20 protein-coding genes and 2 pseudogenes are annotated in these 24,535 nt (G+C 52.2%); 11 read left to right on the top strand and 11 right to left on the bottom strand.

Translation table 11 applies throughout. The features are described from left to right. The first annotated feature begins 189 nt into the window (after positions 1–189). Complete coding sequence (locus IMQ48_RS01785) at positions 190–1,821, top strand: Na/Pi cotransporter family protein (protein ID WP_196207658.1); 1,632 nt, start codon at positions 190–192, stop codon at positions 1,819–1,821. Positions 1,822–1,948: 127 nt separating this feature from the next. Here IMQ48_RS01785 and pepE read toward each other — a convergent pair whose 3' ends face one another. Beyond that, a complete protein-coding gene (gene pepE / locus IMQ48_RS01780; protein WP_196207667.1) occupies positions 1,949–2,638 on the bottom strand; it encodes a dipeptidase PepE in 690 nt (229 codons plus the stop codon). Positions 2,639–3,083: 445 nt separating this feature from the next. On the opposite strand from pepE, the gene IMQ48_RS01775 reads away from it, so the two are divergent. The 3 genes and pseudogenes from IMQ48_RS01775 (at position 3,084) to rluF (ending at position 5,917) form a co-directional block, all read left to right on the top strand. Continuing rightward, positions 3,084–3,800, top strand: coding sequence for a YebC/PmpR family DNA-binding transcriptional regulator (locus IMQ48_RS01775; RefSeq protein WP_196207657.1), 717 nt, complete (start codon positions 3,084–3,086; stop codon positions 3,798–3,800). Positions 3,801–4,555: 755 nt separating this feature from the next. Then, positions 4,556–4,663 (top strand): annotated as a pseudogene (locus IMQ48_RS23175) (post-segregation antitoxin CcdA); the annotation flags it as partial. Between the two features lie 378 nt (positions 4,664–5,041). Beyond that, complete coding sequence (gene rluF, locus IMQ48_RS01770; protein WP_196207656.1) at positions 5,042–5,917, top strand: 23S rRNA pseudouridine(2604) synthase RluF; 876 nt, start codon at positions 5,042–5,044, stop codon at positions 5,915–5,917. Here the strand turns inward: rluF and IMQ48_RS01765 are convergent. The 7 genes and pseudogenes from IMQ48_RS01765 to rtcR all read right to left on the bottom strand — a co-directional run bounded on the left by IMQ48_RS01765 (position 5,914) and on the right by rtcR (position 13,214). Then, on the bottom strand, positions 5,914–6,186 hold the full coding sequence (locus IMQ48_RS01765; protein WP_096758747.1) for a DUF3811 domain-containing protein: 273 nt from the start codon (positions 6,184–6,186) through the stop codon (positions 5,914–5,916). The genes rluF and IMQ48_RS01765 overlap by 4 nt on opposite strands. Positions 6,187–6,259: 73 nt before the next feature. After that, positions 6,260–7,018, bottom strand: a complete 759-nt coding sequence (locus IMQ48_RS01760; RefSeq protein ID WP_096758746.1) for a DeoR/GlpR family DNA-binding transcription regulator — start codon at positions 7,016–7,018, stop codon at positions 6,260–6,262. Further along, positions 7,005–7,868 carry a Cof-type HAD-IIB family hydrolase gene (locus tag IMQ48_RS01755; protein WP_196207655.1) on the bottom strand — a complete coding sequence of 288 codons (864 nt, stop codon included), beginning with the start codon at positions 7,866–7,868 and terminating at the stop codon, positions 7,005–7,007. Before IMQ48_RS01755 ends, IMQ48_RS01760 begins: the two co-directional genes overlap by 14 nt. Before the next feature lie 19 nt (positions 7,869–7,887). Then, positions 7,888–8,727 carry a histidine biosynthesis protein gene (locus tag IMQ48_RS01750; protein ID WP_196207654.1) on the bottom strand — a complete coding sequence of 280 codons (840 nt, stop codon included), beginning with the start codon at positions 8,725–8,727 and terminating at the stop codon, positions 7,888–7,890. A 27-nt stretch (positions 8,728–8,754) separates the two neighbouring features. Next, complete coding sequence (locus IMQ48_RS01745) at positions 8,755–10,341, bottom strand: PTS sugar transporter (protein ID WP_196207653.1); 1,587 nt, start codon at positions 10,339–10,341, stop codon at positions 8,755–8,757. 243 nt (positions 10,342–10,584) lie between these two features. Continuing rightward, positions 10,585–11,523 carry a ketopantoate/pantoate/pantothenate transporter PanS gene (gene panS, locus IMQ48_RS01740; RefSeq protein WP_096758742.1) on the bottom strand — a complete coding sequence of 313 codons (939 nt, stop codon included), beginning with the start codon at positions 11,521–11,523 and terminating at the stop codon, positions 10,585–10,587. A gap of 111 nt (positions 11,524–11,634) precedes the next feature. Continuing rightward, positions 11,635–13,214, bottom strand: a pseudogene (rtcR, locus tag IMQ48_RS01735) (RNA repair transcriptional activator RtcR). A 452-nt stretch (positions 13,215–13,666) separates the two neighbouring features. Here rtcR and IMQ48_RS01730 point away from each other — a divergent pair. Both IMQ48_RS01730 and IMQ48_RS01725 read left to right on the top strand, forming a co-directional pair. Next, entirely contained in the window at positions 13,667–14,794 is a 1,128-nt protein-coding gene (locus tag IMQ48_RS01730) for a slipin family protein (protein WP_196207652.1), read from the top strand. A 5-nt stretch (positions 14,795–14,799) separates the two neighbouring features. Then, on the top strand, positions 14,800–15,585 hold the full coding sequence (locus IMQ48_RS01725) for a nucleotidyltransferase domain-containing protein (RefSeq protein WP_196207651.1): 786 nt from the start codon (positions 14,800–14,802) through the stop codon (positions 15,583–15,585). A 93-nt stretch (positions 15,586–15,678) separates the two neighbouring features. Here the strand turns inward: IMQ48_RS01725 and lysC are convergent, their stop codons facing one another. After that, entirely contained in the window at positions 15,679–17,028 is a 1,350-nt protein-coding gene (lysC, locus tag IMQ48_RS01720) for a lysine-sensitive aspartokinase 3 (RefSeq protein ID WP_196207650.1), read from the bottom strand. Between the two features lie 418 nt (positions 17,029–17,446). Here lysC and pgi point away from each other — a divergent pair, with 418 nt between their 5' ends. From pgi to IMQ48_RS01695, 5 genes are all read left to right on the top strand, one after another. Beyond that, positions 17,447–19,093 (top strand): glucose-6-phosphate isomerase, encoded by a 1,647-nt coding sequence (gene pgi, locus IMQ48_RS01715; protein ID WP_196207649.1) that lies wholly within the window; start codon positions 17,447–17,449, stop codon positions 19,091–19,093. Between the two features lie 469 nt (positions 19,094–19,562). Then, complete coding sequence (yjbE, locus tag IMQ48_RS01710) at positions 19,563–19,805, top strand: exopolysaccharide production protein YjbE (protein WP_196207648.1); 243 nt, start codon at positions 19,563–19,565, stop codon at positions 19,803–19,805. Positions 19,806–19,992: 187 nt separating this feature from the next. Further along, complete coding sequence (locus IMQ48_RS01705) at positions 19,993–20,631, top strand: YjbF family lipoprotein (protein WP_196207647.1); 639 nt, start codon at positions 19,993–19,995, stop codon at positions 20,629–20,631. Next, positions 20,628–21,365: a capsule biosynthesis GfcC family protein gene (locus tag IMQ48_RS01700; RefSeq protein WP_196207646.1), complete on the top strand. Its 738-nt coding sequence runs from the start codon at positions 20,628–20,630 to the stop codon at positions 21,363–21,365. The genes IMQ48_RS01705 and IMQ48_RS01700 overlap by 4 nt, the downstream gene beginning before the upstream one ends. Then, complete coding sequence (locus IMQ48_RS01695) at positions 21,365–23,461, top strand: YjbH domain-containing protein (protein ID WP_196207645.1); 2,097 nt, start codon at positions 21,365–21,367, stop codon at positions 23,459–23,461. The genes IMQ48_RS01700 and IMQ48_RS01695 overlap by 1 nt, the downstream gene beginning before the upstream one ends. An 87-nt stretch (positions 23,462–23,548) precedes the next feature. Here IMQ48_RS01695 and IMQ48_RS01690 read toward each other — a convergent pair whose 3' ends face one another. Next, on the bottom strand, positions 23,549–24,004 hold the full coding sequence (locus IMQ48_RS01690; protein WP_196207644.1) for an acyltransferase: 456 nt from the start codon (positions 24,002–24,004) through the stop codon (positions 23,549–23,551). Positions 24,005–24,014: 10 nt separating this feature from the next. After that, positions 24,015–24,524, bottom strand: a complete 510-nt coding sequence (locus IMQ48_RS01685; protein WP_196207643.1) for a GNAT family N-acetyltransferase — start codon at positions 24,522–24,524, stop codon at positions 24,015–24,017. Positions 24,525–24,535 lie beyond the last annotated feature (11 nt).

Here is a 24,535-nt window from a genome sequence, read left to right as displayed (position 1 = left end):
TGTCTCTTTATTACGTTTAAACCCTTATACTGAAAGACGGTTCATTGGTACTGCTTGCTGGATGGCGGTGTAAAAACCTTGCCCGGCCTACAGACGCTTTTTTGTAGACCTGATAAGCGTAGCGTCATCAGGCGTGATGTCATTGTCATGAGCCTCAGGAACATATAACGATAAGGAGAACCTGATTCCGTGCTAACTCTGTTACACCTGCTTTCTGCCGTGGCGATGCTGGTTTGGGGTACCCATATCGTGCGTACCGGCGTGATGCGCGTCTTTGGCGCCCGCCTGCGTACCGTGCTCAGCCGTAGCGTTGAAAAGAAGCCGCTCGCCTTTTGCGCGGGCATTGGCGTCACTGCTCTGGTGCAAAGCAGTAATGCCACCACCATGCTGGTGACGTCGTTCGTCGCTCAGGACCTGGTGGCGCTGACCCCTGCGCTGGTGATTGTGCTTGGTGCTGACGTCGGGACCGCGCTGATGGCGCGTATCCTGACCTTTGACCTCTCGTGGCTGTCGCCGCTGCTGATTTTCATTGGCGTTGTTTTCTTCCTCGGACGTAAGCAGTCCCGCGTCGGGCAACTGGGACGCGTAGGCATTGGGCTAGGGCTTATTTTACTGGCACTGGAGCTGATTGTGCAGGCGGTCACGCCGATCACCCAGGCCAACGGGGTGCAGGTCATTTTTGCCTCGCTCACCGGCGATATCATGCTCGATGCGCTGATTGGCGCCATGTTCGCGATTATCAGTTACTCCAGCCTGGCGGCGGTCCTGCTGACGGCAACGCTGACCGCTGCGGGTATTATTTCGTTCCCGGTGGCGCTGTGTCTGGTGATTGGTGCTAACCTCGGTTCAGGCTTGCTGGCGATGCTCAATAACAGTGCCGCCAACGCCGCCGCCCGTCGCGTGGCGCTCGGCAGCCTGTTGTTTAAGCTGGTGGGCAGCCTGATTATTCTGCCGTTTGTGCATCCGCTGGCGAATCTGATGGATGAACTGCCGCTGCCGAAATCTGAACTGGTTATTTACTTCCACGTCTTCTACAACCTGGTGCGCTGCGTGGCGATGGTGCCGTTCGCCGAGCCGATGGCGCGCTTTTGCAAACGTATTATCCGCGATGAGCCGGAATTGGACGCGCATCTGAAGCCCAAGCATCTGGATGTCAGCGCACTCGATACGCCTACGCTCGCACTGGCGAATGCGGCTCGCGAGGCCCTGCGAATTGGCGACGCCATGGAGCAGATGATGGAAGGGCTGAAGCGCGTGATGCACGGTGAGCCGCGCGAGGAAAAAGAGCTGCGCAGGATGGCCGACGATATCAACGTGCTGTACACCGCGATCAAACTTTACCTGGCGCGTATGCCAAAAGATGAGCTGGCGGAGGAGGAATCGCGCCGCTGGGCGGAGATTATCGAGATGTCACTCAACCTGGAGCAGGCTTCCGATATTGTCGAGCGTATGGGGAGCGAGATTGCGGATAAGTCGCTGGCTGCGCGCCGGGCCTTTTCTCTGGAAGGTTTGAAAGAACTGGATGCGCTCTACGATCAGCTGCTCAGCAACCTGCAGTTGGCGATGTCAGTGTTCTTCTCTGGCGACGTGACCAGCGCCCGTCGACTGCGTCGCAGCAAACACCGTTTTCGCATTCTTAACCGTCGCTATTCGCACGCGCACGTTGACCGCCTGCACCAGCAAAACGTGCAGAGTATCGAAACCAGTTCCCTGCACCTCGCGCTTTTAGGCGACATGCAGCGCCTGAACTCGTTATTTTGCTCTGTTGCCTACAGCGTGCTGGAGCAACCGGATGAAGACGACGAGCGAGATGATTACTAACGAGGACCGGTGAAATGTTGCCCGGTGCGCTTATGCTTACCGGGCCTACGGATAACCGTCAATTTTGTCGTCGATCTTGTAGGCCGGATAAGGCGAAGCCGCCATCCGGCATCAGACAGCAAATCAACTAAAAGCAGTGACCTGCTTCCAGGGCAACCGCGTCTTCACCCGCCTTGAACACGTAAGTGGTGTTCGGGCCGCCAAGAACTGCCTGACCGTTGCTCACCTTGATCCAGTTACCTTCCGGCAGACCAATTACCGTCAGCTCTGGCGCAACCACCAGCAGCTCGCGAATACGCTGTTCACGCGTTTCGCCTTTGTGGCCTTCCGGCAACGCGTTGGTGAAGTGCGGGTTAATCTGCAGTGGGAACAGGCCCAGGGCATCAAAGCCTTTTGGATCGACAATCGGCATGTCGTTAGTGGTACGGATGGTTGGGCAGGCGAGGTTGGAACCTGCACTCCAGCCAATGTACAGCGCGCCGCGTTTGACTACGTCAACGATCGGCGCCAGCAGGCCGCGTTCGCGGCTCTCTTTCAGCAACTGGAAGGTGTTGCCGCCACCGACAATCACCACGTCTGCATTTTCAATCGCCGCCACCGGATCGGTAACGGTATGAATGCCGGTGACGTCTACGCCCATAGGTGCAAAGACTGCCGCTGTTTTCGCCGTGTACTCATCCCAGGTTTGTGTCACGCCAGCAAACGGGATAAAAACCGCAGAGCGGCGACCGTTCAGTTGCTCAGCAATCAGCGGCAGCGCATGTTCCATCCAGGCTTTGCCCGGCAGCGTCGAGTTACTCAATAAAAGCAGTTCCATCATTTCTCCATGTAATCAAAAAACTACAAACCTCGGCTATGTTACCACTGTCAGCGTAACGCCTCACTGATATGGCTCACGGTGTAGGAAGGGGACGATAGAATCTGGGGCTATTCTTTAAGTGTTAATCTTGTAGCGCTCTGTAAGCCGTGTAGCAGCAACTTTAATAGCAGGTGTTTTTGCTTGGGTTATCACTTTTGTTCCTCTTGTCTTATTTATTATTGCGGCGGTTTAATTATTAAAAATAAAAAAGAGCCAGAAGAAAATACGGAAATAGTTTATCCACAATATTAACCATTGGTTAAATTAAAGTAACATCACGTAAAATTGTGATATTCTCATTTCTCATAGACGAGAATTTATACATCATGATATAATGTATTAGGAAAATGCAGGTTATTAACCTGACAGTAAATTTAAATAAATTTTTAAGGGGATTATTCCAGTGGGACGTAAATGGGCCAATATTGTTGCTAAAAAAACGGCTAAAGACGGTGCAACATCTAACGTATATGCAAAATTCGGTGTAGAAATCTATGCTGCGGCTAAACAAGGCGAACCAGACCCAGAATCAAACTCATCTTTAAAATTCGTTATTGAACGTGCGAAACAAGCACAAGTTCCAAAACATGTTATTGATAAAGCAATTGATAAAGCCAAAGGTGGCGGAGATGAAACATTCGTGCCAGGCCGTTATGAAGGCTTCGGACCAAATGGTTCAATGATTATCGCTGAAACGTTGACTTCAAATGTTAACCGTACGATTGCTAATGTCCGCACAATTTTCAATAAAAAAGGCGGAAATATCGGAGCGGCAGGTGCTGTCAGCTATATGTTTGACAATACTGGAGTGATTGTCTTTGAAGGAACAGATCCTGACCGTATCTTTGAAATTTTGCTTAATGCTGAAGTTGATGTTCGTGATGTAACCGAAGAAGAAGGAAACATCGTTGTTTATACTGAACCAACAGACCTTCACAAAGGCATTGCAGCTCTAAAAGCAGCTGGGATTACTGAGTTCTCAACAACATCATTAGAAATGATTGCTCAATCAGAAGTTGAACTTTCACCAGAAGATTTAGAAATCTTTGAAGGACTTGTTGATGCCCTTGAAGATGACGATGATGTTCAAAAAGTATATCATAACGTTGCGAATCTCTAATTATAAATTAAAGAAATCTGTCATTATGGCAGATTTCTTTAATCTTATACGTTCGTTATAAAACAATATATCTAACCAGATATATTGTTTATAAACATAGATAAAAACCACGCTCTCTCAAAAGAAATTATATTAATTGAAATTTTTATTTTAACTATCTAATGATGGATGGCAACGGAGCACCTGTAATTCAAGTACTTTCAGAATACGATTCAATTTTTATATATACCCGTCATACTTCAAGTTGCTTATGTGTTGGCTACGCTCGCTCACCCCAGTCACATAGTTATCTATGCTCCTGGGGACTCACTCCCTTGCCGCCTTTAAGCAACTCGAATTATTTAGGGTATACAACGGCATATAGGGTTTTAATGTTTTACCGAGGTCCAGATTTTTTAGTTGAAAACTAATGATATTCTCCGTCAGGCTTCAGCGTACTTTGCCCTGACGAAGGTCGACTGCCATGGTCAGTATCAAATCACGTTGTTTCAGTAGTGCTTTATTCTCATCTGCGATGGCGTTGTAAATAGACCTGTTTTAGACGGGTACTGTTTTTAGGGAAAAGATCACCTGGTTAACATCAGCCGGTTGATTCCTGCACTGGCATAGCTGGAAGCAAAAGCGGACCAACAGCTGTTTGCTCGCGAGCTCTTAAACCAATCTGGAAAGTGCCTCGCAGACTTCTTCTTCAGGGCGTGACAGGTCTGCGCAACCACCTTACTGTGACATGATGATTTGCTGGTAGGGGAATAGAAATGCTCGCTTATTACGCTAACCTTAAATGTGTCATGCGCACAGTGTCTAAGGTAAAAAAATCAGTCAATGTATCTCTGGCTCCAGAGATACAGGAAGAGGTGCGCAAGCCTATGTGGCGATGACGCACATGATGACAGGCATCCCTGTGAAAAGTATGGGTAGCGGTGTAGGAGACCTGACCGCAAACAGGGCTGAACTTCAAGATGCGATTGATTTCCGGCTTGACGATTATTAGAGCACCATGACGGGGCTGATTATGTTGAAAGGAGTGACAGATCGCAAATAGTGTCGGGACTGGCGTTCACGATTATTTTTATCCCCCGCAAGGTAGGGTATATTTCGCTTTTAATACACAAGATCATTCAAGCTGTATCAAGGCGGCAAGGGAGCGAATCCCTGGGAGCATAGATTGCTATGTGACCTGGGTGAGTGAGGTCCGCCAACGCAGAAACAGCTTGAAGGATGAAGTGTATACAGGAGAAATTATGCTGCCCGACTCATCCATCCGATTAAACAAATACATCAGTGAAAGCGGAATCTGCTCGCGTCGCGAGGCGGATCGCTTTATCGAACAAGGGAATGTCTTCCTGAATGGCAAACGCGCGACCATTGGCGATCAGGTGATGCCTGGCGACGTCGTAAAAGTAAATGGTCGGTTGATTGAGCCGCGAGAAGCGGAAGATCTGGTTTTTATCGCGCTAAACAAACCTGTCGGTATTGTCAGCACCACTGAAGACGGCGAGCGCGATAACATCGTTGATTTCGTTAACCACAGCAAGCGCGTGTTCCCGATTGGTCGTCTGGACAAAGATTCCCAGGGGCTGATCTTTCTCACCAACCACGGCGACCTGGTGAATAAAATCCTGCGTGCCGGTAACGATCATGAAAAAGAGTACCTGGTGACGGTCGACAAACCCGTAACCGATGACTTTATTCGTGGCATGGGGGCGGGCGTACCCATTCTCGGTACCGTCACCAAGAAATGTAAGGTCAGGAAAGAGGCACCGTTTGTCTTCCGTATCACTCTGGTGCAGGGCCTGAACCGTCAGATCCGTCGGATGTGCGAACACTTTGGTTATGACGTGGTGAAACTTGAACGTACACGGATCATGAACATCGGCCTGTCCGGGTTACCGCTGGGTGAATGGCGTGATCTGACGGATGACGAACTGGTTGATCTATTTAAGCTTATCGAGAATTCATCTTCGGAAGCGAAACCGAAGCAGAAAGCGAAGCCAAAAACTGCAGGTATTAAGCGCCCGGTGGTGAAAATCGAAAAAACCGCTGAGAAAGAGAAAGCGCGCCCGGCGTCTAACGGTAAACGTTTTGCTCAGCCGGGGCGTAAGAAGAAAGGGCGTTAACGTCTGCCGCGCGTTGGCGTATTCGCTGACCAGGAAAACGAGGATTCCGCGTCCGGTTTATAAGCCTGCTTTTTCTTCAACTGGCGGGCTTTTTTTGCCTCAGCTTCGCGCTGCAGCATCAGCTTATCGATGTACTCTTTCTTAATGCTGTTGGTTTCCGCGTTGGTCAGCAGTCGACCGTGTGCAATACGCGCGCGGTCGAGCAGCGTTTTCAGTTCGCGCTGTTCGCGCTCGGTCATCTCTTTTTGGGTAATGCGGGGGAGTGCCATACGGTTGCCCTCAGTTTGCCGATTAACTCAGTGTACGGTAATACTGGGCTGGCTGATAGCGTAATGCGTTGCATCATTCAGCAATACGCAATTTTCCACCGAAATCCTGCTGAGTATAACCCGTTGTTTTGAATCCTTTATCGGTGATGATGTTATCGATTTCTTTTAAGGTAGCGATACACATCACCCCATCCTGACCAAATTTAGTATGGTCGGCCAGTATCACCGATTTTTTGCTCATGGCAATCATCGACTTCGCAACGTACGCTTCATCAAAGCTTTTCACCAGTACACCGTGTTGAGGCGAGATTCCACCTGCGCCGATGAAGCAGAGATCGGCGTGAATGGCATTAATTTGCTGACAAACCGAGACGCCGAGGTTAGCGCGAAAATGGTAATCATATTCGCCACCCAATACATAAACGCGAGCCTGAAGATTATTCTCTTTGATTTTATCGGCAATTAACGCGGAGTTGGTAATAACAGAATAGGCCAATGGAGGTAATTGTGCGGCCAGAATAAGATTGGTTGTACAGGAGTCGATAAATAGGGTGTCGTGCTCGCTAACCATTCCGGCGGCAAGTCTACCAATTGCCATTTTTTCTTCGCGGTGTATATCTATCCGCGCGCCAAACTCGTCTTCCTGAACAACCTGTTTTTTGACCGCGCCGCCGTGGATCTTGGTAATTTGCCCTTCGGACTCCAGGATGGAGAGGTCGCGGCGAATGGTCTCTGATGTGACTTTTAACGTTTCCGATAATTTGATAACCGTCACTTCACCGAATTTGCTTAATTCATCAAGAATATGTTTTCTTCTTTTAATCGGGTTCATCATTTTCCGCCAGCATCGTGCTTTGGCGCATGGTAACTGGATGTGCAGAGCAACGCAACCACTCCAGGGCACAGACAATACCCTCATCATCATTAGAGGCCGTCACATAGCTGGCCTGCTGTTTTACCACATCAGGTGCATTGCCCATTGCGATACCGATGCCGGCAGAGGCAAACATACTGATATCATTCTGCTGATCGCCAATCGCAACAACCTTTTCAGTAGATATATTCAACTGTTGAATTAACTTGTTTATTGCATAACCTTTATTTATTTCGTCACGCTGAATATCAATATAATTCCCACCGGTGATTGTCGCGGTATAGCCATAAGGCAATCTATTATTCACTTCGGTATAAAGTGCATTTATTTTAGATTGTTCTGCTACCAACGTGATTTTATAAATATCATGACGATTAAATATATTCCCTGGTGCAGCTGCAATAAGTGGTAGTTCAAATAAGGCCGCCTCATAAGTCGTCCATGGTGCAATGAGTCGATCATAACGGTGATAAATAGCCTCCGCGCTAAAGAAATGGTGAGGATAGCGGGCAAGTGAAATATGTCGGTCAATATCCCGAAGATTCATACAGGATAGCGCGGAGGAATGAATAATACGTTGCTGCGCCATCTCAAGGATTTGACCCCCGTTGAATCCGGCGCACCAGCCAAAAAGTCCGTCAGCATGCTGCTGCTGTAACAGACGCACTATTGAGGAAACCGGTCTGGCGGAACAGGCGGCCAGCAGGCCACCGCGCTGGTGGAACTCAACTAATGCCTGACGTGTGCGTGGACTGATTGTCTTTTGCGATGTCAGTAATGTTCCATCCAGATCGGTGACCAGCAACATATTTCTTTTCTCCGTGGTATCAATGCGTAATAAACGGCGTGACGGCCTCTTTAGCGGCGTTGCAGACCATATTGTCGATGGCCGTACCGACGACCAGAATATTGACGCCGGTATCCTTAAACGCTTTGGCATTGGCGAGGTTTATGCCACCTTCTGCCAGTGTCGGGACATCTACTGCGGCGACCAGCGCCCGCAGGCGATCTTTAATCGCCTGCGGAATATCGCCCGCAGCCACGCCTTCATAGCTCATGCCGGTCATCAGACCGATCATATCGACACCAACCTCCTGCATTCGCTTCGCCACGCTGGCGACCTCTTCCGGCGTGCGCGCAGGGATACCAAAGGTATGCAGATCATCCGGATGGCCAATATAAGCATCAACAGTCAGGCCATACTGATGGGCGAGATTGACGATGTCCTGCAGATCATCCCAGTCGGATTTGTGAGTGTGTAAACCGTCGGCTCCTGCACGGGCAATCTCCAGAATCTCCGTTTCGCTAAGCGGCACTGGCAGCGTTTCGGTAAAACCGCCTGCGATACCGACGGTAATGAAGATGTCGTCAGGCACCACATTACGCACGCCGTGTACCGCTTCAGCCATCTGGCTATTGGTGATTTCGTGGCGAATTTGTTCCGCCGCGTGCATGTTACTCACTCCTTTATGGCCACGCGCCAGTGCCAGCGCAGGGTGGTTCGGCTCCAGCAGCTTAACGCCTGCCTCGCATACCGCTTTTGCCAGACGAGCATCGTCGCCGGTGATCCCCGTACTGAGGATGGTTTGCCCGCCGTGCAGCACGATGGCATCTTTCACTTTCTGTAACGCTTTGGCGCGTTTTTTATTCATATCGCCTTTAAACATGGTGTACCTCTGGTGTTGGTGCATTAATTACTGGACTGACGCTGCGGATTCTTTCTGGGCGACAGCCTTAAAACGGTTGGCAATAATGGTGGAAATACAGGTCAATGCCATGACGGTCACCATCACAATCGCCATCTGTAGCGCATTGCTGGATAAAAACGGGGAAGCAAAAGCAGGGACATAAGCCACGCCTTTGACGTTAAAGAAACCGAGCATCATGCCGCCCAGGCCAGCCCAGACGATGGCTGAACCAAAGACAATTTTGTTGGCAAACATGAAGGGGTAGGCCGATTCAACAAAGGTCCCAAAACCCAGATTAATGAGCAAACCGGGTGTGGCGACGGCGGCTTCACTTTTTTCTCGTGGGGCGATGACGTTGGCGAGGTTAATTCCGGCAGCGACCATTACCAGACCCACCATATCGACTGCGCCGAGGAAGCTGACGCCGGATTTTTCCATCTCCAGCAGTACCAGCGGCAGGATGACCGCGTGGTAGACACCGCCCAGGATGGCTGGCCAGATAACCAGACCCGCCAACAGCCCGGCAAGAATAGGGCTGAATGCCAGCGTGCTTTCGATAGCCAGTTTGATGTAATTACCTGCAGACAACGCCAGCGGGCTTAACAGGTAGTGCATGATCAATCCGGCGGCAAGGCCCGAGATCCCGCCGGCAACAATGTTGACGGTGGTCATCGGGAAGCGCCAGTTCAGGCACAACTCAAACAGCCAGCGAACGAAAATACCGGCCATCAGACCGCCGATAATCCCGCCGATCAAACCGCCTTCAACGGAGAGCACCCCGGCGACTACCCCAGCAACAATAGAGACTTCATCCAGCTCGGAGATCTGTTTGGCAGCGAGAACGGCAACTAAAACAGGCAGCCCCTTCAGCAGAATCTCAAAGATATCATTGAGTTTTTCCAGTCCCGGAATGTGGCTCAGCGCGAGTACAATCGCCATGGCGATAAAGCCCGGCAAGGCAGGAATCATGATGCTACGAATATTAAAGCGCTTGAGCAGACTTTTCCCTGAACCACCCTGTGAAGGAGAGGCGCTACCCAACTGGGGTTTGTACTTGATCCCCCAGTGTTTACACAGTGATGCCACGAAGGAAACGGCGCGGGTGCGGCTGGTGGTGCCTGTCGTCCCGGATGTTGCGACCACATTTGCCCCTTTTGCCGCCACCAGCGCCATTGATGTACCTCCGGTGCCGACAATCGGTGTTTTCATCTCGACGGCGGCGGCGAAGACAGCCTGGTTGGCTTTCACCGGATCGGCGCTCATCACGACGATCCCGTCGATCTCACCGTTGCGGATCATCTCAGCAATGCGGCGATCGCTCTCCACCACTGAGGCGTTCACCTCGGAAAGTTGGCCCTGAAAGATACATTGTGGTTTTTGTTGGTTTTCTGTGGTTAGTGCATAAACGGATGCCGGTGTATGGGGTTTGGCAACGTCCATTGAGGCTTCAGCCGCAATAAACTGTAGAGCGGCAACATCTACGCCTGCTGCTTCGCACTGCTGGTAAATTTCCTGGAGTAACTTCTCTGGCTCTGCGCCACCCAGGTTGTAGAGGTTGCCTCCACTGCTTCCAATAATCGCAATTTTTTTCATAGCGGCCTCGAAGATAGGGTAAGGGTTTTATCTGTGTTGTAGTGGAATTATATTCCCAACTAAAACAAAATAAATCAACATTTGTGGATGGTGTTATTTTGATGTTTATATGCGTTTTATTATTTAACTATATGAAATAAAAAGAATAGTTATGGAATTTGTTTTATGTTGATATTTGTTGTTTTGTGATGGGTGTCAAATGAGGAAGGATAAAATGGAGGATGTCTCCTCCATTCATGAGGGTTAGTGTTGTTTTACCGAGTGGCGTTTCTCAGTAATCGTCTTACCGGACCAGTACCCCGCCAGCAGCGAGCCAGACAAGTTATGCCAGACGGAGAACAGCGCGCCGGGCAGTGCCGCCAACGGCCCAAAGTAGATTTTACCCAGCGCTGCTGCCAGCCCTGAGTTCTGCATCCCGACTTCAATGGCCAACGTGCGGCAGGTGGACTCGTCAAAGCCAAACAGTTTTCCACCCCAGTAACCGCCAAGCAGACCAATGGTGTTATGCAGAATCACCGCGATAATCACCACAAAGCCAACCGACGCAATATGTGACGCGGAACCTGCGACCACCGCGCTGATGATCGCCAGAATGCACACCATGGAAAACGCAGGCAGATACGGCTCCACGGCCTTTACAACTCGTGGGAACAGATGATGAATAACCAGCCCTAAAGCAATCGGGATCACCACAATTTGCAGGATGCTGAGCAGCATACCCATCACATCGACCTGAATATGTGCATCGACATACAGGCGTGTCAGCAGCGGCGTGGCGACAACGCCCACCAACGTTGAAACGGATGAAATAGTCACAGAAAGCGCAACGTCACCTTTTGCCAGATAGATCATCACGTTAGAGGCAGTCCCGCTGGCGACGCTACCGACCAGTACCATACCCGCAGACAGTTCCGGTGGCATATGGAAAGCCAGAGCCAGAAGCCACGCGGCGAGCGGCATCACCAGATAATGCAAGAAAATCCCTGCGGCGACTGGTGCAGGGCGAGAGAGGACGCGTTTAAAATCGTCCACTTTCAGGTGCACGCCCATGCCGAACATAATCAGCATCAGCAGCGACGGCACGAATGGCCCGACAGGTGTAAAAGTGGATGGCGTGTAATACGCAATAACAGAGAGCAGCAGCGCCCATAACGGGAACAGCCGCGTAAGAGTAGCGAGCATGGTGTATTCCTTGCGATTGAAATGTGTTGTGTTGTTATAAACAAGCCGGGATCGAGCCCGGCTATAGTTATTGTTTATCGCGTGATGGAATATTATTCAAACAAATTATGTTCATGTTCCGCAGTGAAGGCTTTCCCAGCTCAGTCCAAAACGGGCCAGATATTTGCGCAGGCGGTCGGCGTCGTTAGGATTGGCTTTCTTCAGCCGGGAAACGGCAAACAGCTCGCGGCCCGCTTCAGACAACGATGCGCTGCGTTGGCAGACGTCGATCACCGTTTCTAACTGACGCTTATCAAACAGGTCAATGTCCAGATCGAATTCCGGTTGTGAATCGGTGAGCTGCCAGCTTTCCTGCAGCAACGCTATCTCCTCTTCGACCAGCGCGAGCGTGATGCGCCCCTGTTCGGCCAGCGTCGCCATGCGTGCAACGGATGAACTCAGCTCGCGAAAGTTGCCGTGCCACTGCGCCTTTGGTGAACAGGCAAAAGCCAGATAGCGCTCGCGCGCCTCTTTATCAAAGCGAGTCTGCGCCTGTTTGAGGCTGGAGAATCGTTGTAGCTCATACTCAATGTTGGGGGCGATATCTTCCCGCCGCTGCGCCAGACCGGGCAGGGCAAAGCGCCACATATTGATGCGCGCGTAGAGATCTTCACGAAAACGACCTTCCACCACCCATTGCTGCATATCGCGATGCGTCCCGGCAATTAGCTGGAAATCGCTGTACACCTCTTTGTCGGCACCAAACGGAAAAAAGGTTTTTCTTCAATCGCTTTCAGCAACATAGCCTGCTCGTCCAGCCCCAGTTCGGCGATCTCATCGAGAAATAACACGCCACCGTCGGCCTCGCGCAACAGCCCGGTGCGTGGCGTGAGTGCACCGGTAAACGCCCCTTTGACGTGGCCAAATAACGTCGACATCGCGTTGTCGCCGCGCAGGGTGGCGCAGTTAACCGCTACCAGTTTACCGGCCACCAGATGGCGTGACTGGCGTAGCTGAAAAATCCGTTTGGCGAGGAACGATTTCCCCGCGCCGGTGGGACCGGTCAGCAGAATCGGATCGGTCGAGCGCAGCGCCACACGCTCAATACGGTCGATGAGCATATTGAACGTGGCATTACGGGTATCAATACCGGCTTTCAGGAATGAGACCGATTGCTGCTGTTCACGCTGAAAGCGGCTGGTCAGCGTGGTATAGCGGCTTAAATCGAGATCGATAACCGAGCAGACGCCTGCGGCGATGGCCTCATCAGATGCCCCCCGTGGTGCCGGGCTGGATTGCAAAAGGCTGGCTGGCAGATAGCGTGCTTCCGTCAGCAGGAACCAACAAATCTGCGCCACGTGCGTACCGGTGGTGATATGCACCAGATACTCTTCGTTTTCAGTATCAAATGTGTAGTGGGTGGCGAAGTCGAGGAACGCGGCGTAAACCTCTTCAAAATCCCACGGGTCGTTAATGGTCACTGCATGCGGGCGCACCTCGGTATGAGGAGAGAGCAGGGCGATATCTTCAATCAGCCGCTGTGCCATGCTTTCGTCGCGCGGCTGGTGGAGCAGTTCCAGTCTGTCGATGGGGAAATCAGCCTGCTGGCACAGTCCAACCGTAGGGCGCCATTTCTTCAACCGATTCGCCCGTTTACCGCGCTTATCCAGCACCGTGCCCAGAACGCCAATCACCACTCGCCGCTTTTTCATTTTTTATCCATAAAGATAAATATCGATATTTAAAGATAAAAAAATCTGTTCGCGACGGCAATCGCCAATCTGAACGTGAAAAATAAAAATTATATTAATCAATGCACTAAAAAATAAATTTGATGATTTTTCTTTCTGGCACGCTTCTGGCAATACCTGATACGTCAACAACGCTGAAAACGCAGGGGATTAAACCTCGCCGGCACGTCAGGAACGGCACAGGCTGTTTTCCCGGGGTGTTCCGTCAGCCGATGACCACCAAGTGGGTTCGATTCCCAATTTCATCCTCCAAATGAAAACTGGTTGTTAATCATAGAAATAAAACGGGTTCGTGCGCAGTCAGCACCGCCCAAAAACAGGCTGCCGGTAATGACGCCGTGCGGCAGGCAAAAGGGAATTCCCCTGCCGCTTCGCCCCTGCACCCGCGCCTGACTCACAATAAGGAATAAAAAATGATGAAGAAAATCACTATTCGTAAAGGCCAGCTTGGCCTGTTATCCCGCCAGGGTGACTACTACAAGGTGCTGAATGCAGGTGAACACCGTTTGCCGTGGTTTAACACGCCGGATGTTCTGGTGGTAAATGCCGATGGCAGCGATGTTCCTGAGGCGCTGGCGGAGTATTTGCGTCGCTTCCAGCCTGCGTGGGTGGAACAGTACTGTGTGGCGGCCGATTTAACCGATACCGAAGCCGGTGCGCTGTATGTGAACGGCGTCTTGCAGGAAATTTTACCGCCTTCAACCCGTCGTCTGTACTGGCGAGCCGAGGAGGCGCTAACGCTGGTACGCATGGATACGCGTCAGGTTCAGGTCCCAACGGACGTGATGAATGCCGTGTTACAGCCACGCCGTAGCGGTGCGGTAAAAGGTCGTGACGCGATCTTAACGGTGCAGGTTCCGGCCTGGCACGTCGGTGTGCTGAAAATTGATGGCGAGACGCAGACGCTGTTGCCGCCGGGTCTGAGTGCGTACTGGAAGGTGAATCATCTGGTGGAAGCGGAAGTCGTTGATACCCGCTTGCAGGTACTGGAGGTCGGTGGGCAGGAGATCCTGACCAAAGATAAGGTCAACCTGCGTCTGAATCTGGCGGCGAACTGGCGTTACAGCGGCGTGTTACAGGCGTTTGGCCAGCTGACAAAACCGCTGGATCACTTGTATCGCGAGCTGCAGTTTGCGCTGCGTGAGGCGGTTGGTACCCGAACGCTGGATGAACTGCTGGAAGATAAGCAGGTGATTGACGACGTGGTCAGCACGCAGGTGAAAAACCGCATGACACCGTTTGGCATTGAGGTCGCTTCGCTGGGCGTGAAAGATATCGTGCTGCCAGGCGATATGAAAACCATCCTGTCGCAGCTGGTGGAGGCCGAAAAATCGGCACAGGCTAACGTCATCCGTCGACGTGAAGAAACGGCCGCCACGCGCTCGCTGTTGAACACGGCGAAAGTAATGGAAAACAACCCGGTGGCGCTGCGTTTAAAAGAGCTGGAAACCCTCGAAAGAGTGGCGGAGCGTATCGATAAAATCTCGGTATTTGGCGGTCTGGACCAGGTTCTGCACGGTCTGGTGAATATAAAAGGATAAGTAAAATGAGCAATAACGGAGTGAACGCCGCGATGCGTGAACGGGTAGTGCGCCAGCTAAAAAAGGTGGAACAGCGCTATGGCGTGAAGGTGCTATACGCCTGTGAATCCGGCAGCCGTGGCTGGGGATTCGCTTCCCCGGACAGTGATTACGACGTGCGATTTCTATACGTTCATCCGCCAGAATGGTATCTGCGGGTGGAAGCGCCGCGCGATGTTATTGAACTGCCCATAGACGATGAACTGGACGTGTGTGGCTGGGAGTGGCGTAAAGCGCTGGGTCTGCTGAAAGGGGCTAACCCGACGCTTATCGAGTGGCTGGATTCGCCAGTGGTTTATCACCAGGATGACGCGACGGTGTCTGCGTTGAAAGCGCTGGTGCCAAAATGGTTTTCGCCTGTGCGTGCCCGCTGGCACTACTATTCGATGGCGCGAAAAAACTTCCGTGGCTATCTGCAAGGCGATGAAGTGCGACTAAAAAAATACTTCTACGTGCTGCGTCCGTTGCTGGCCGTACGTTGGGTCGAAGCGGGAAAAGGCGTGCCACCCATGCGCTTTGCCGAACTGTTGGCGGGGAGCGAGCTGGATGCGCCACTGCGTCGGGAGATAGACGATCTGCTGGAACGCAAACAGCGGGCAGGGGAAGCGGAATATGGACTGCGTCGCCCGCTGCTGCATGCGTTTATCTGCGCGGAGCTGGCGCGAGGCGAGATCCCGCCAGTTCTTCCGGATAGCCGGGAGGGCGACGTCAGGGAACTGGACCGACTGTTATATGAGACTGTGATGTCATGACTGTGTTGCCCGACGGCATTGCCGCTTATCGGGCCTACGGGGAATATGTAGGCCCGATAAGGTGTTTCGCCGTATCCGGCATTCCGGCGGATATTACTCAAACAAATTATGATGCAGTTTCTGTACGACCTGCTCGGCTTCGGTGCCCGGCACCAGGAAGCACAGGTTATGGCTGGATGCACCGTAGCAAATCATGCGGATATTGAACGGTTCCAGCACGCCGAACACCTCTTTTCCTACGCCACAGGCTTTAGACAGGTCGTTCCCGATCAGGGCGACCAATGCCAGACCTTCTTCTACCTCGACCCGGCACAGCGCAGACAGCTCCATCAGCAGGGATTGCGTCAGCAGAGTATCTCCGGTGGACGTTGAACCGGTGGTATCCAGCGTCAGTGCGACGCTGACTTCGGATGTGGTAATCAAATCCACCGAGATATTGTGGCGCGCCAGGATGCCGAACACTTCCGCTAAAAACCCGCGAGAGTGCAGCATATTCAGGCTATGCAGCGTCAGCAGCGTTTGCTTGCGACGCAGCGCCAGGGCACGAAACAGTGGTGGATTCTCGGTTTTATTACATACCAGCGTGCCGCCTGCTTTGGGGTCTTTGCTGGAGCCGACAAACACCGGAATATCGCTACGCACGGCAGGGAGCAACGTCGCCGGGTGCAGGACTTTGGCACCGAAGGTCGCCAGTTCTGCGGCCTCTTCAAAGGCAATTTCATCAATGCGTTTTGCGGCTGGCACCACGCGCGGGTCGGTGGTGTAAATGCCCGGTACATCGGTCCAGATATCGACGCGTGTGGCGTGCAGGGCTTCTGCCAGCAAAGCGGCGGTATAGTCGCTACCGCCGCGTCCCAGCGTAGTAGTGCGGCCTTTGCTTTCGCTGCCGATAAAGCCCTGGGTGATCACCAGACCTTCTTCAAGGCGTGGTGCCAGCTGCAGCGTGGCCAGTTCAGACAGCGCTACGACATCCGGTTCGGCGCGACCAAAACGATCGTTGGTACGCATGACTTTACGCACGTCAAACCACTGCGCCTGAACATTACGCTCGCGCAGGATTTCGACAAACAGCAGGGTGGACATCAGTTCGCCGTGGCTGACCAGTTCGTCTGTCAGCGCGGTTGAGGTCGCCAGCGAAGCCGCTTCTGCCAGCGTGGTGATATTTTCCAGCAGACGTTCGATCTCTTCGCGGATCACGTTGGGATAACGCAAACGCTCCAGAATATCGAACTGGATCTGACGAATAGCGTCGAGTTTCTCGAAGCGTTCAGTTGCCTCCAGCCCTTCAGCCAGCGCGACCAGCAGGTTAGTAATTCCCGCTGACGCGGAAAGCACCACTAAACGGACGTTAGCATCGGAAAGCACCACATCAGCGCTGCGGTTCATGGCGTCGAAATCCGCGACGCTGGTTCCGCCAAATTTGGAGACAACTACATCAGTCATAACTACCTCGTGTCAGGGAATGAATAGAGCGACCATGGCACATAAGGCAGAATGGAAACCGGTGCAGGCGCAAATACCGTATTACATTTCGTCCTTCGATCTGCCTCTTCGTTGGCTGTACCTGCTCACAACAGTCACTTACTTCAGTAAGCTCCTGTGGATTCTCAGGTTTGCCGCCTTGACGCATATCGAATGACTTTATGTATATAAATAAAAGGCATGGCCTGTACTGTCAATGCTGGGATTATGCGGATTTTTCATGCTGCGTTTACGCTCAGTAACAGCGCTTATAACATCTATACTTTTTACCCCTGTTTGATGGACGCCAGGACAACGGCACTAAAACAATCACACTTTTCTGTGACTGGCGTTACAATCGATCTCAGTCACAATTCTCAAAATCAGAAGAGTATTGCTAATGAAAAACATCAATCCAACGCAGACCTCAGCCTGGCAGGCACTACAAAAACACTTTGAAGAGATGAAAGACGTTACGATCGCGGACCTGTTCGCGAAAGATAGCGATCGTTTCGCCAAGTTTTCCGCAACGTTTGACGATTTGATGCTGGTGGATTTTTCCAAAAACCGCATCACCGAAGAAACGCTGGCGAAACTGCAGGACCTGGCAAAAGAGACCGACCTGAGCGGTGCTATCAAGTCCATGTTCTCCGGTGAGAAGATCAACCGTACGGAAGATCGTGCAGTGCTGCATGTGGCGCTGCGCAACCGTAGCAATACCCCGATCATCGTGGACGGCAAAGATGTGATGCCGGAAGTGAATGCGGTGCTGGAGAAGATGAAATCCTTCTCTGAAGCGATTATCTCCGGCAGCTGGAAAGGCTACACCGGCAAAGCGATTACGGATGTGGTGAACATCGGTATCGGTGGCTCCGACCTCGGTCCGTTCATGGTGACCGAAGCGCTGCGTCCGTACAAAAATCACCTGAATATGCACTTTGTGTCTAACGTCGATGGTACGCACATCGCTGAAGTACTGAAGAAAGTGAACCCGGAAACCACGCTGTTCCTGGTCGCCTCAAAAACCTTCACCACCCAGGAAACCATGACCAACGCCCATAGCGCGCGCGACTGGTTCCTGGCGACCGCCGGTGATGAAAAACACGTGGCGAAACACTTCGCGGCGCTGTCCACCAATGCGAAAGCAGTCGGTGAGTTCGGTATCGATACGGCCAACATGTTCGAGTTCTGGGACTGGGTTGGCGGTCGTTATTCCCTGTGGTCAGCGATTGGTCTGTCGATCATCCTGTCCGTGGGCTACGACAACTTCGTTGAACTGCTGTCCGGCGCGCACGCCATGGATAAACATTTCTCCACTACCCCAGCGGAGAAAAACCTGCCGGTACTGCTGGCGCTGATCGGTATCTGGTACAACAACTTCTTTGGTGCCGAAACCGAAGCCATCCTGCCGTACGACCAGTATATGCACCGCTTTGCGGCCTACTTCCAGCAGGGCAACATGGAATCCAACGGTAAATACGTTGACCGTAACGGCAATGCGGTGGATTACCAGACTGGCCCAATTATCTGGGGTGAGCCGGGGACCAACGGTCAGCATGCGTTCTATCAGTTGATCCACCAGGGGACCAAAATGGTGCCGTGCGATTTTATCGCCCCGGCTATCACGCATAACCCGCTGTCTGACCACCATCCGAAGTTGCTGTCTAACTTCTTCGCCCAGACCGAAGCGCTGGCGTTTGGCAAGTCTCGTGAAGTGGTTGAACAAGAATACCGCGACCAGGGTAAAGATCCGGCCCAGCTTGACCACGTTGTGCCGTTCAAAGTGTTCGAAGGCAACCGTCCGACGAACTCTATTCTGCTGCGTGAAATCACCCCGTACAGCCTGGGTGCGCTGATTGCGCTGTATGAGCATAAAATCTTTACTCAGGGCGTTATCCTGAACATCTTCACCTTCGACCAGTGGGGCGTAGAGCTGGGCAAACAGCTGGCGAACCGCATTCTGCCTGAGTTGAACGATGATCAAGAGATTAACAGCCATGATTGCTCGACCAACGGTTTGATTAACCGTTATAAGTCCTGGCGTTAATCAGCTTCTTCCTTCGAACCGCAGCGGTGTTGGCTGCGTTCGTTAACCCCGGTCACATAGTAATCTATGCTCCCGGGGATTAACGATCTTGCCGCCTTGCTGCAATTCGAATGAATTTGCTGATTACTTATAAAAAAAGCCGATATTATTATCGGCTTTTTTTATAAGATAACTCATCTTGTCTTCTTCGTGACATGAAATTGAATTGAGCTTAATCCTAAAATAATATTATCACGTTATATTTAACACCGTGATTTTCAGATTTTACGGATGTTGTATTATTTATTGATTTATTTCATGTGATTGATTTATATTGATTTAGATATTTTAAATAATATTAATTCCCGCTTTTTTCTAATTATCTTAAATTCCTGCGTGGCGTAATTTACACACTTTCGGTTGTGTATACTCGATCTCGCCCGAAATTCTTTTGGGTAAATCTCCATTCATACCATGAAGGGATATTGTGATGAAAAAAGTACTGTATGGCCTGTTGGCTATATCTGCGCTTGCGACGACTTCTGTCTATGCAGCCCCCGTTCAGGTGGGGGAGGCGGCAGGGTCGGCAGCCGCGTCGGTTTCGGCAGGAAGTTCCTCCGCAACCAGCGTGAGCGCCGTAAGCTCCGCGGTGGGGGTCGCCCTGGCGGCAACCGGCGGTGGCGATGGTTCGAATACCGGAACCACCACCACCACGACCACCAGTACCCAGTAATACCGGTACGTAGCCCCTAAATAATTCGCGTTGCAGGAAGGCGGCAAGTGAGTGAGTCCCCGGGAGCATAGATAGCTATGTGACCGGGGTGAGTGAACGTAGCTAACGCATCTGCAACGTGAAGAATGACGGGGATTAATTCTAACCACACTTCGGTGTGGTTATTTTGCCCCTCTGGAGAAGCGTCTTGAAGCGACCCACGCTCATATTGGTTTGTCTGTTATTACAGGCGTGTTCAGCCACCACCGAAGGGCTGGGTCATTCGCTGTGGCAAAGCGTGTTTGGTACTCCCGGCGTACAGATGACGGATGACGATATCCACAACATGCCCTACGCCAGCCAGTACATGCAGCTTAACGGCGGTCCGCAGCTGTTTGTAGTGCTCGCTTTCGCCGAAAACGGGCAACAGAAATGGGTCACCCAGGACCAGGCCATGCTTGTGACGCAACACGGGCGTCTGGTGAAAACGCTGCTCGGCGGCGACAACCTGATTGCGGTGAATAATCTGGCGGCAGACCCGCTTATCAAACCAAACCAGATTGTTGATGGCGTCACCTGGACCCGCACGATGGGCTGGACCGAGCATAAGCAGGTGCGCTACGCCACCGCCCGTTCAGTCTTCACATGGGACGGCACTGACAGCATTCGGGTTGCCAGCGAAGACACCCCGGTACGCGTGCTGAGTGAAGAAGTCACCACCGATCGGACTCGCTGGCATAACCGCTACTGGGTTGACAGTGATGGGATGATTCGCCAGTCAGAGCAGTATCTGGGGGCGAATTATTTCCTGGTGAAAACCACGCTGATCAAGGCGGCAAAATCATGATGAAACGAATGATTACCGCGCTGGCTTTCAGCCTTTGTGCGGCATCTGTTTTTGCCGCAGGAACGGTAAAAGTGATCACCTCAGGCAGTGCAGAACCGAAAACGCTAACCGGCGCGGAGCATCTTATCGATCTGGTGGGTCAACCAACGCTGGCGAATAGCTGGTGGCCAGCGGCGGTGATTGGGGAAGAGCTGGCGACGGTTACGGCGCAGCGCCGGCAACAGGCGCTGTTGGGACGGCTGGCGGCGCTGAGTGCAGAAGAAGGCGGCGACGATGCAGCCGCTATCAACACGCTACGCCAGCAAATTCAGACCCTGAAGGTAACCGGCAGACAGCGGGTGAATCTCGACCCGGACGCGGTGCGGGTGAGTGAACAGGGGAATCCGCCGTTGCAGGGCAACTACACGCTGTGGGTTGGACCGCAGCCAACGGAAATCACCCTGTTTGGTGCGATCAATCATCCGGGTAAACAACCGTTTGTGCCCGGGCGTGATATTGCCAGCTATCTCGCCGGGAAAAGCCTGCTGAGCGGTGCAGATCGCAGCTATGCGTGGGTGGTCTATCCCGATGGGCGCACGCAAAAAGTACCGGTCGCTTACTGGAATAAACGTCACGTTGAGCCGATGCCCGGCAGCATCATTTTTGTTGGGCTGTCTGACTCTGTCTGGAGCCGCGCCCCGGATCAAATCAATGCCGACATTCTTCGCACTCTGACCCAGCGGATACCTGAATAATGAGAAAAACTTATCTGCTCAGCCTGCTGGCGCTGGGTATCAGCACGGCCTGCCACGGTGAAACGTACCCTGCGCCGATTGGGCCTTCCCAGTCTGACTTTGGCGGCGTGGGGCTGCTGCAAACGCCAACCGCGCGGATGGCGCGTGAAGGGGAAATGAGCCTCAACTACCGCGATAACGATCAGTACCGCTACTATTCCGCGTCGGTGCAACTGTTCCCGTGGCTGGAAACGACCCTGCGTTATACCGATGTGCGCACCAAAAAATACAGCAGCGTGGAGTCATTTTCGGGCGATCAGACCTATAAAGACAAAGCGTTCGATCTCAAATTGCGATTATGGGAAGAGAGCTACTGGATGCCGCAGGTCGCGGTTGGCGCACGGGATATCGGCGGAACCGGTCTGTTTGATGCGGAATACATCGTGGCCAACAAAGCCTGGGGGCCGTTTGATTTCTCGCTTGGCCTCGGCTGGGGATATCTTGGTACCAGCGGCAATGTGAGTAATCCGCTGTGCTCGTACAGCGATAAATTCTGTTATCGCGATAACAGCTATAAACAGGCGGGCTCCATCGACGGTAGCCAGATGTTCCACGGCCCTGCGTCACTGTTTGGCGGCGTGGAATACCAGACGCCCTGGCAGCCGCTGCGCCTGAAGCTGGAATATGAGGGTAACAACTACCAGCAGGATTTTGCCGGCAAGCTGGATCAGAAGAGCAAGTTTAACGTCGGCGCCATTTACCGCGTCACCGATTGGGCCGACGTTAACCTCAGCTACGAGCGTGGCAATACCTTTATGTTTGGCGTCACGCTACGCACGAACTTCAACGATCTTCGACCAACGTATAACGACAACGCGCGACCGCAATATCAGCCCCAGCCGCAGGATGCCATCCTGCAACATTCGGTGGTGGCAAATCAGCTCACGCTACTGAAATACAACGCCGGGCTGGCGGATCCTAAAATTCAGGTGCAGGGCGATACGCTGTATGTGACCGGCGAACAGGTGAAATACCGTGATTCGAGGGAAGGGATCGAGCGGGCAAATCGGATCGTAATGAACTCCCTCCCCGACGGGATCCGTACGATCCGTATTACGGAAAATCGCCTGAATTTACCGCAGGTCACCACCGAAACAGATGTTGCGAGTCTGCAGGATCATCTGCAAGGCGAGCCGCTGGGCCATGAAACACCGCTGGTGCAAAAGCGCGTGGAGCCCGTGGTGCCGCAGACCACCGAGCAGGGCTGGTATATCGATAAATCACGCTTTGATTTTCATATCGATCCGGTGCTCAATCAGTCCGTGGGCGGCCCGGAAAACTTCTATATGTATCAGCTGGGCGTCATGGGAACGGCAGATCTGTGGGTGACAGACCATCTGCTCACGACCGGCAGCCTGTTTGCTAACCTGGCCAATAACTACGACAAGTTTAACTACACTAATCCGCCCAGCGATTCGCATTTGCCGCGGGTCCGTACTCACGTCCGTGACTACGTGCAGAACGATGTGTATGTGAATAACCTGCAGGCCAACTACTTCCAGTCACTCGGCAACGGGTTTTACGGACAGGTGTACGGTGGCTATCTGGAAACCATGTTTGGCGGCGCGGGGGCTGAAGTGCTGTACCGTCCGCTGGACAGCAACTGGGCGTTTGGCGTTGACGCCAACTATGTGAAGCAGCGTGACTGGCGTAGCGCGCAGGATATGATGAAATTCACCGACTACAGCGTGAAAACCGGACATCTGACAGCGTACTGGAATCCGTCGTTTGCCCAGGATGTATTGGTGAAAGCCAGCGTGGGGCAGTACCTGGCGGGCGATAAAGGCGGAACCCTGGAAATCGCCAAACGCTTTGACAGCGGCGTGGTGGTTGGCGGTTATGCAACCCTCACCGATGCATCACCGGATGAGTATGGGGAAGGTGATTTCACCAAAGGCGTGTATGTCTCCGTGCCGCTGGATCTCTTCTCTTCGGGACCAACCCGCAGCCGTGCGGCAATTGGCTGGACGCCGTTGACGCGCGACGGTGGTCAGCAGCTTGGGCGTAAGTTTGGTTTGTACGATATGACCAGCGATCGCAGCGTGAATTTCCGTTGATCGAGCCGTCTGCCAGTCGGATGTCTCTACGCTTATCCGTACCTACATTGCAGGCCGGATAAGCCATTTACGCCGTCATCAGGCAATTTACAGACGGCGCAATAATTTTGCCGGATTTCCCGCATACACGCCTTTCTCGGTGATCGATTTGGTCACCACACTTCCCGCACCGATGACCGCGCCATCGCAGATAGTGACCGCCAGAATGGTCGCGCCACTGCCGATCGAAACATCATCGCCAATTATAATTCGTCCCCAACTGTTGCGGTCGGCGTTGGGTTTTCCTTCACGAAACATATCGTTGGCGAACATCACGCCATGGCCGATAAAACAGCGGGCGCCAAGGGTGACATATTCGCAGATGAAGGTGTGCGACTGAATTTTGCTGTCTGCACCAATCTGCGTATTACCCTGGATTTCAACAAATGGCCCGACAAAAACGTTGTCACCCAATGTGCAGTCGTAGAGATTGGCGGGTTCATAAATCACCACGTTCTCACCGGCGGTAACGTTGCGGACAGCGGATTGACGAGTATTCACCATATTCATCCTTTTAAAGCTGTTTTTCCATGACGTACAAAACGCTGGTCTGGGAGTCGGTAGTGAAAGCGATTTCTTTCACAAATATCATACCTTGCTGCTCATAAAACTGCCGCGCACGGGGATTTTCAGCCAGTACGTCAAGCCAGAGCCGTTGTTCATTTTGCGCTTTGGCCTGGCGGACAACTTCGGCAAATAGTTGCTCGCCATACTGCTTACCGGTTTCTCCTGGCATCAGGTAGATCTTATGCAGTAGCGTTCCTGGTTGGCCTTCTGGATCAATAGATTGTTGTAGACTGTATTTCGCAAAACCAATCGGCTCGTCATTAAAGGCGATAAGCCAGAAGGTCCCGACCTCGGCTAAACTGTGGGCGATCGCGGGTAGGGAATACTCTTGCTCAAGATAAGCGTCAAGCTCGTGGTTTTTTTTCCACAGATGTGAAAAATGATGTCGATAGCTGGTATATCCCATTGAACTTAACAGGCTGGCATCATCAGCAGTTGCCATTTGAATCTTAAGCATTTTATATTCCG

This window comes from Citrobacter sp. Res13-Sevr-PEB04-36 (assembly GCF_015672735.1).
Taxonomy (GTDB): domain Bacteria; phylum Pseudomonadota; class Gammaproteobacteria; order Enterobacterales; family Enterobacteriaceae; genus Citrobacter.
This window is presented reverse-complemented; position numbering and strand designations above follow the sequence as displayed.

What these genes read in the sequence shown, in the direction of transcription:
- pepE (WP_196207667.1), bottom strand. Translation starts at nt 2,638, where the DNA reads ATGGAACTGCTTTTATTGAGTAACTCGACGCTGCCGGGCAAAGCCTGG.
- rluF (WP_196207656.1), top strand. Translation starts at nt 5,042, where the DNA reads ATGCTGCCCGACTCATCCATCCGATTAAACAAATACATCAGTGAAAGC.
- IMQ48_RS01765 (WP_096758747.1), bottom strand. Translation starts at nt 6,186, where the DNA reads ATGGCACTCCCCCGCATTACCCAAAAAGAGATGACCGAGCGCGAACAG.
- IMQ48_RS01760 (WP_096758746.1), bottom strand. Translation starts at nt 7,018, where the DNA reads ATGAACCCGATTAAAAGAAGAAAACATATTCTTGATGAATTAAGCAAA.
- IMQ48_RS01755 (WP_196207655.1), bottom strand. Translation starts at nt 7,868, where the DNA reads ATGTTGCTGGTCACCGATCTGGATGGAACATTACTGACATCGCAAAAG.
- IMQ48_RS01750 (WP_196207654.1), bottom strand. Translation starts at nt 8,727, where the DNA reads ATGTTTAAAGGCGATATGAATAAAAAACGCGCCAAAGCGTTACAGAAA.
- IMQ48_RS01745 (WP_196207653.1), bottom strand. Translation starts at nt 10,341, where the DNA reads ATGAAAAAAATTGCGATTATTGGAAGCAGTGGAGGCAACCTCTACAAC.
- panS (WP_096758742.1), bottom strand. Translation starts at nt 11,523, where the DNA reads ATGCTCGCTACTCTTACGCGGCTGTTCCCGTTATGGGCGCTGCTGCTC.
- IMQ48_RS01730 (WP_196207652.1), top strand. Translation starts at nt 13,667, where the DNA reads ATGATGAAGAAAATCACTATTCGTAAAGGCCAGCTTGGCCTGTTATCC.
- IMQ48_RS01725 (WP_196207651.1), top strand. Translation starts at nt 14,800, where the DNA reads ATGAGCAATAACGGAGTGAACGCCGCGATGCGTGAACGGGTAGTGCGC.
- lysC (WP_196207650.1), bottom strand. Translation starts at nt 17,028, where the DNA reads ATGACTGATGTAGTTGTCTCCAAATTTGGCGGAACCAGCGTCGCGGAT.
- pgi (WP_196207649.1), top strand. Translation starts at nt 17,447, where the DNA reads ATGAAAAACATCAATCCAACGCAGACCTCAGCCTGGCAGGCACTACAA.
- yjbE (WP_196207648.1), top strand. Translation starts at nt 19,563, where the DNA reads ATGAAAAAAGTACTGTATGGCCTGTTGGCTATATCTGCGCTTGCGACG.
- IMQ48_RS01700 (WP_196207646.1), top strand. Translation starts at nt 20,628, where the DNA reads ATGATGAAACGAATGATTACCGCGCTGGCTTTCAGCCTTTGTGCGGCA.
- IMQ48_RS01695 (WP_196207645.1), top strand. Translation starts at nt 21,365, where the DNA reads ATGAGAAAAACTTATCTGCTCAGCCTGCTGGCGCTGGGTATCAGCACG.
- IMQ48_RS01690 (WP_196207644.1), bottom strand. Translation starts at nt 24,004, where the DNA reads ATGGTGAATACTCGTCAATCCGCTGTCCGCAACGTTACCGCCGGTGAG.
- IMQ48_RS01685 (WP_196207643.1), bottom strand. Translation starts at nt 24,524, where the DNA reads ATGCTTAAGATTCAAATGGCAACTGCTGATGATGCCAGCCTGTTAAGT.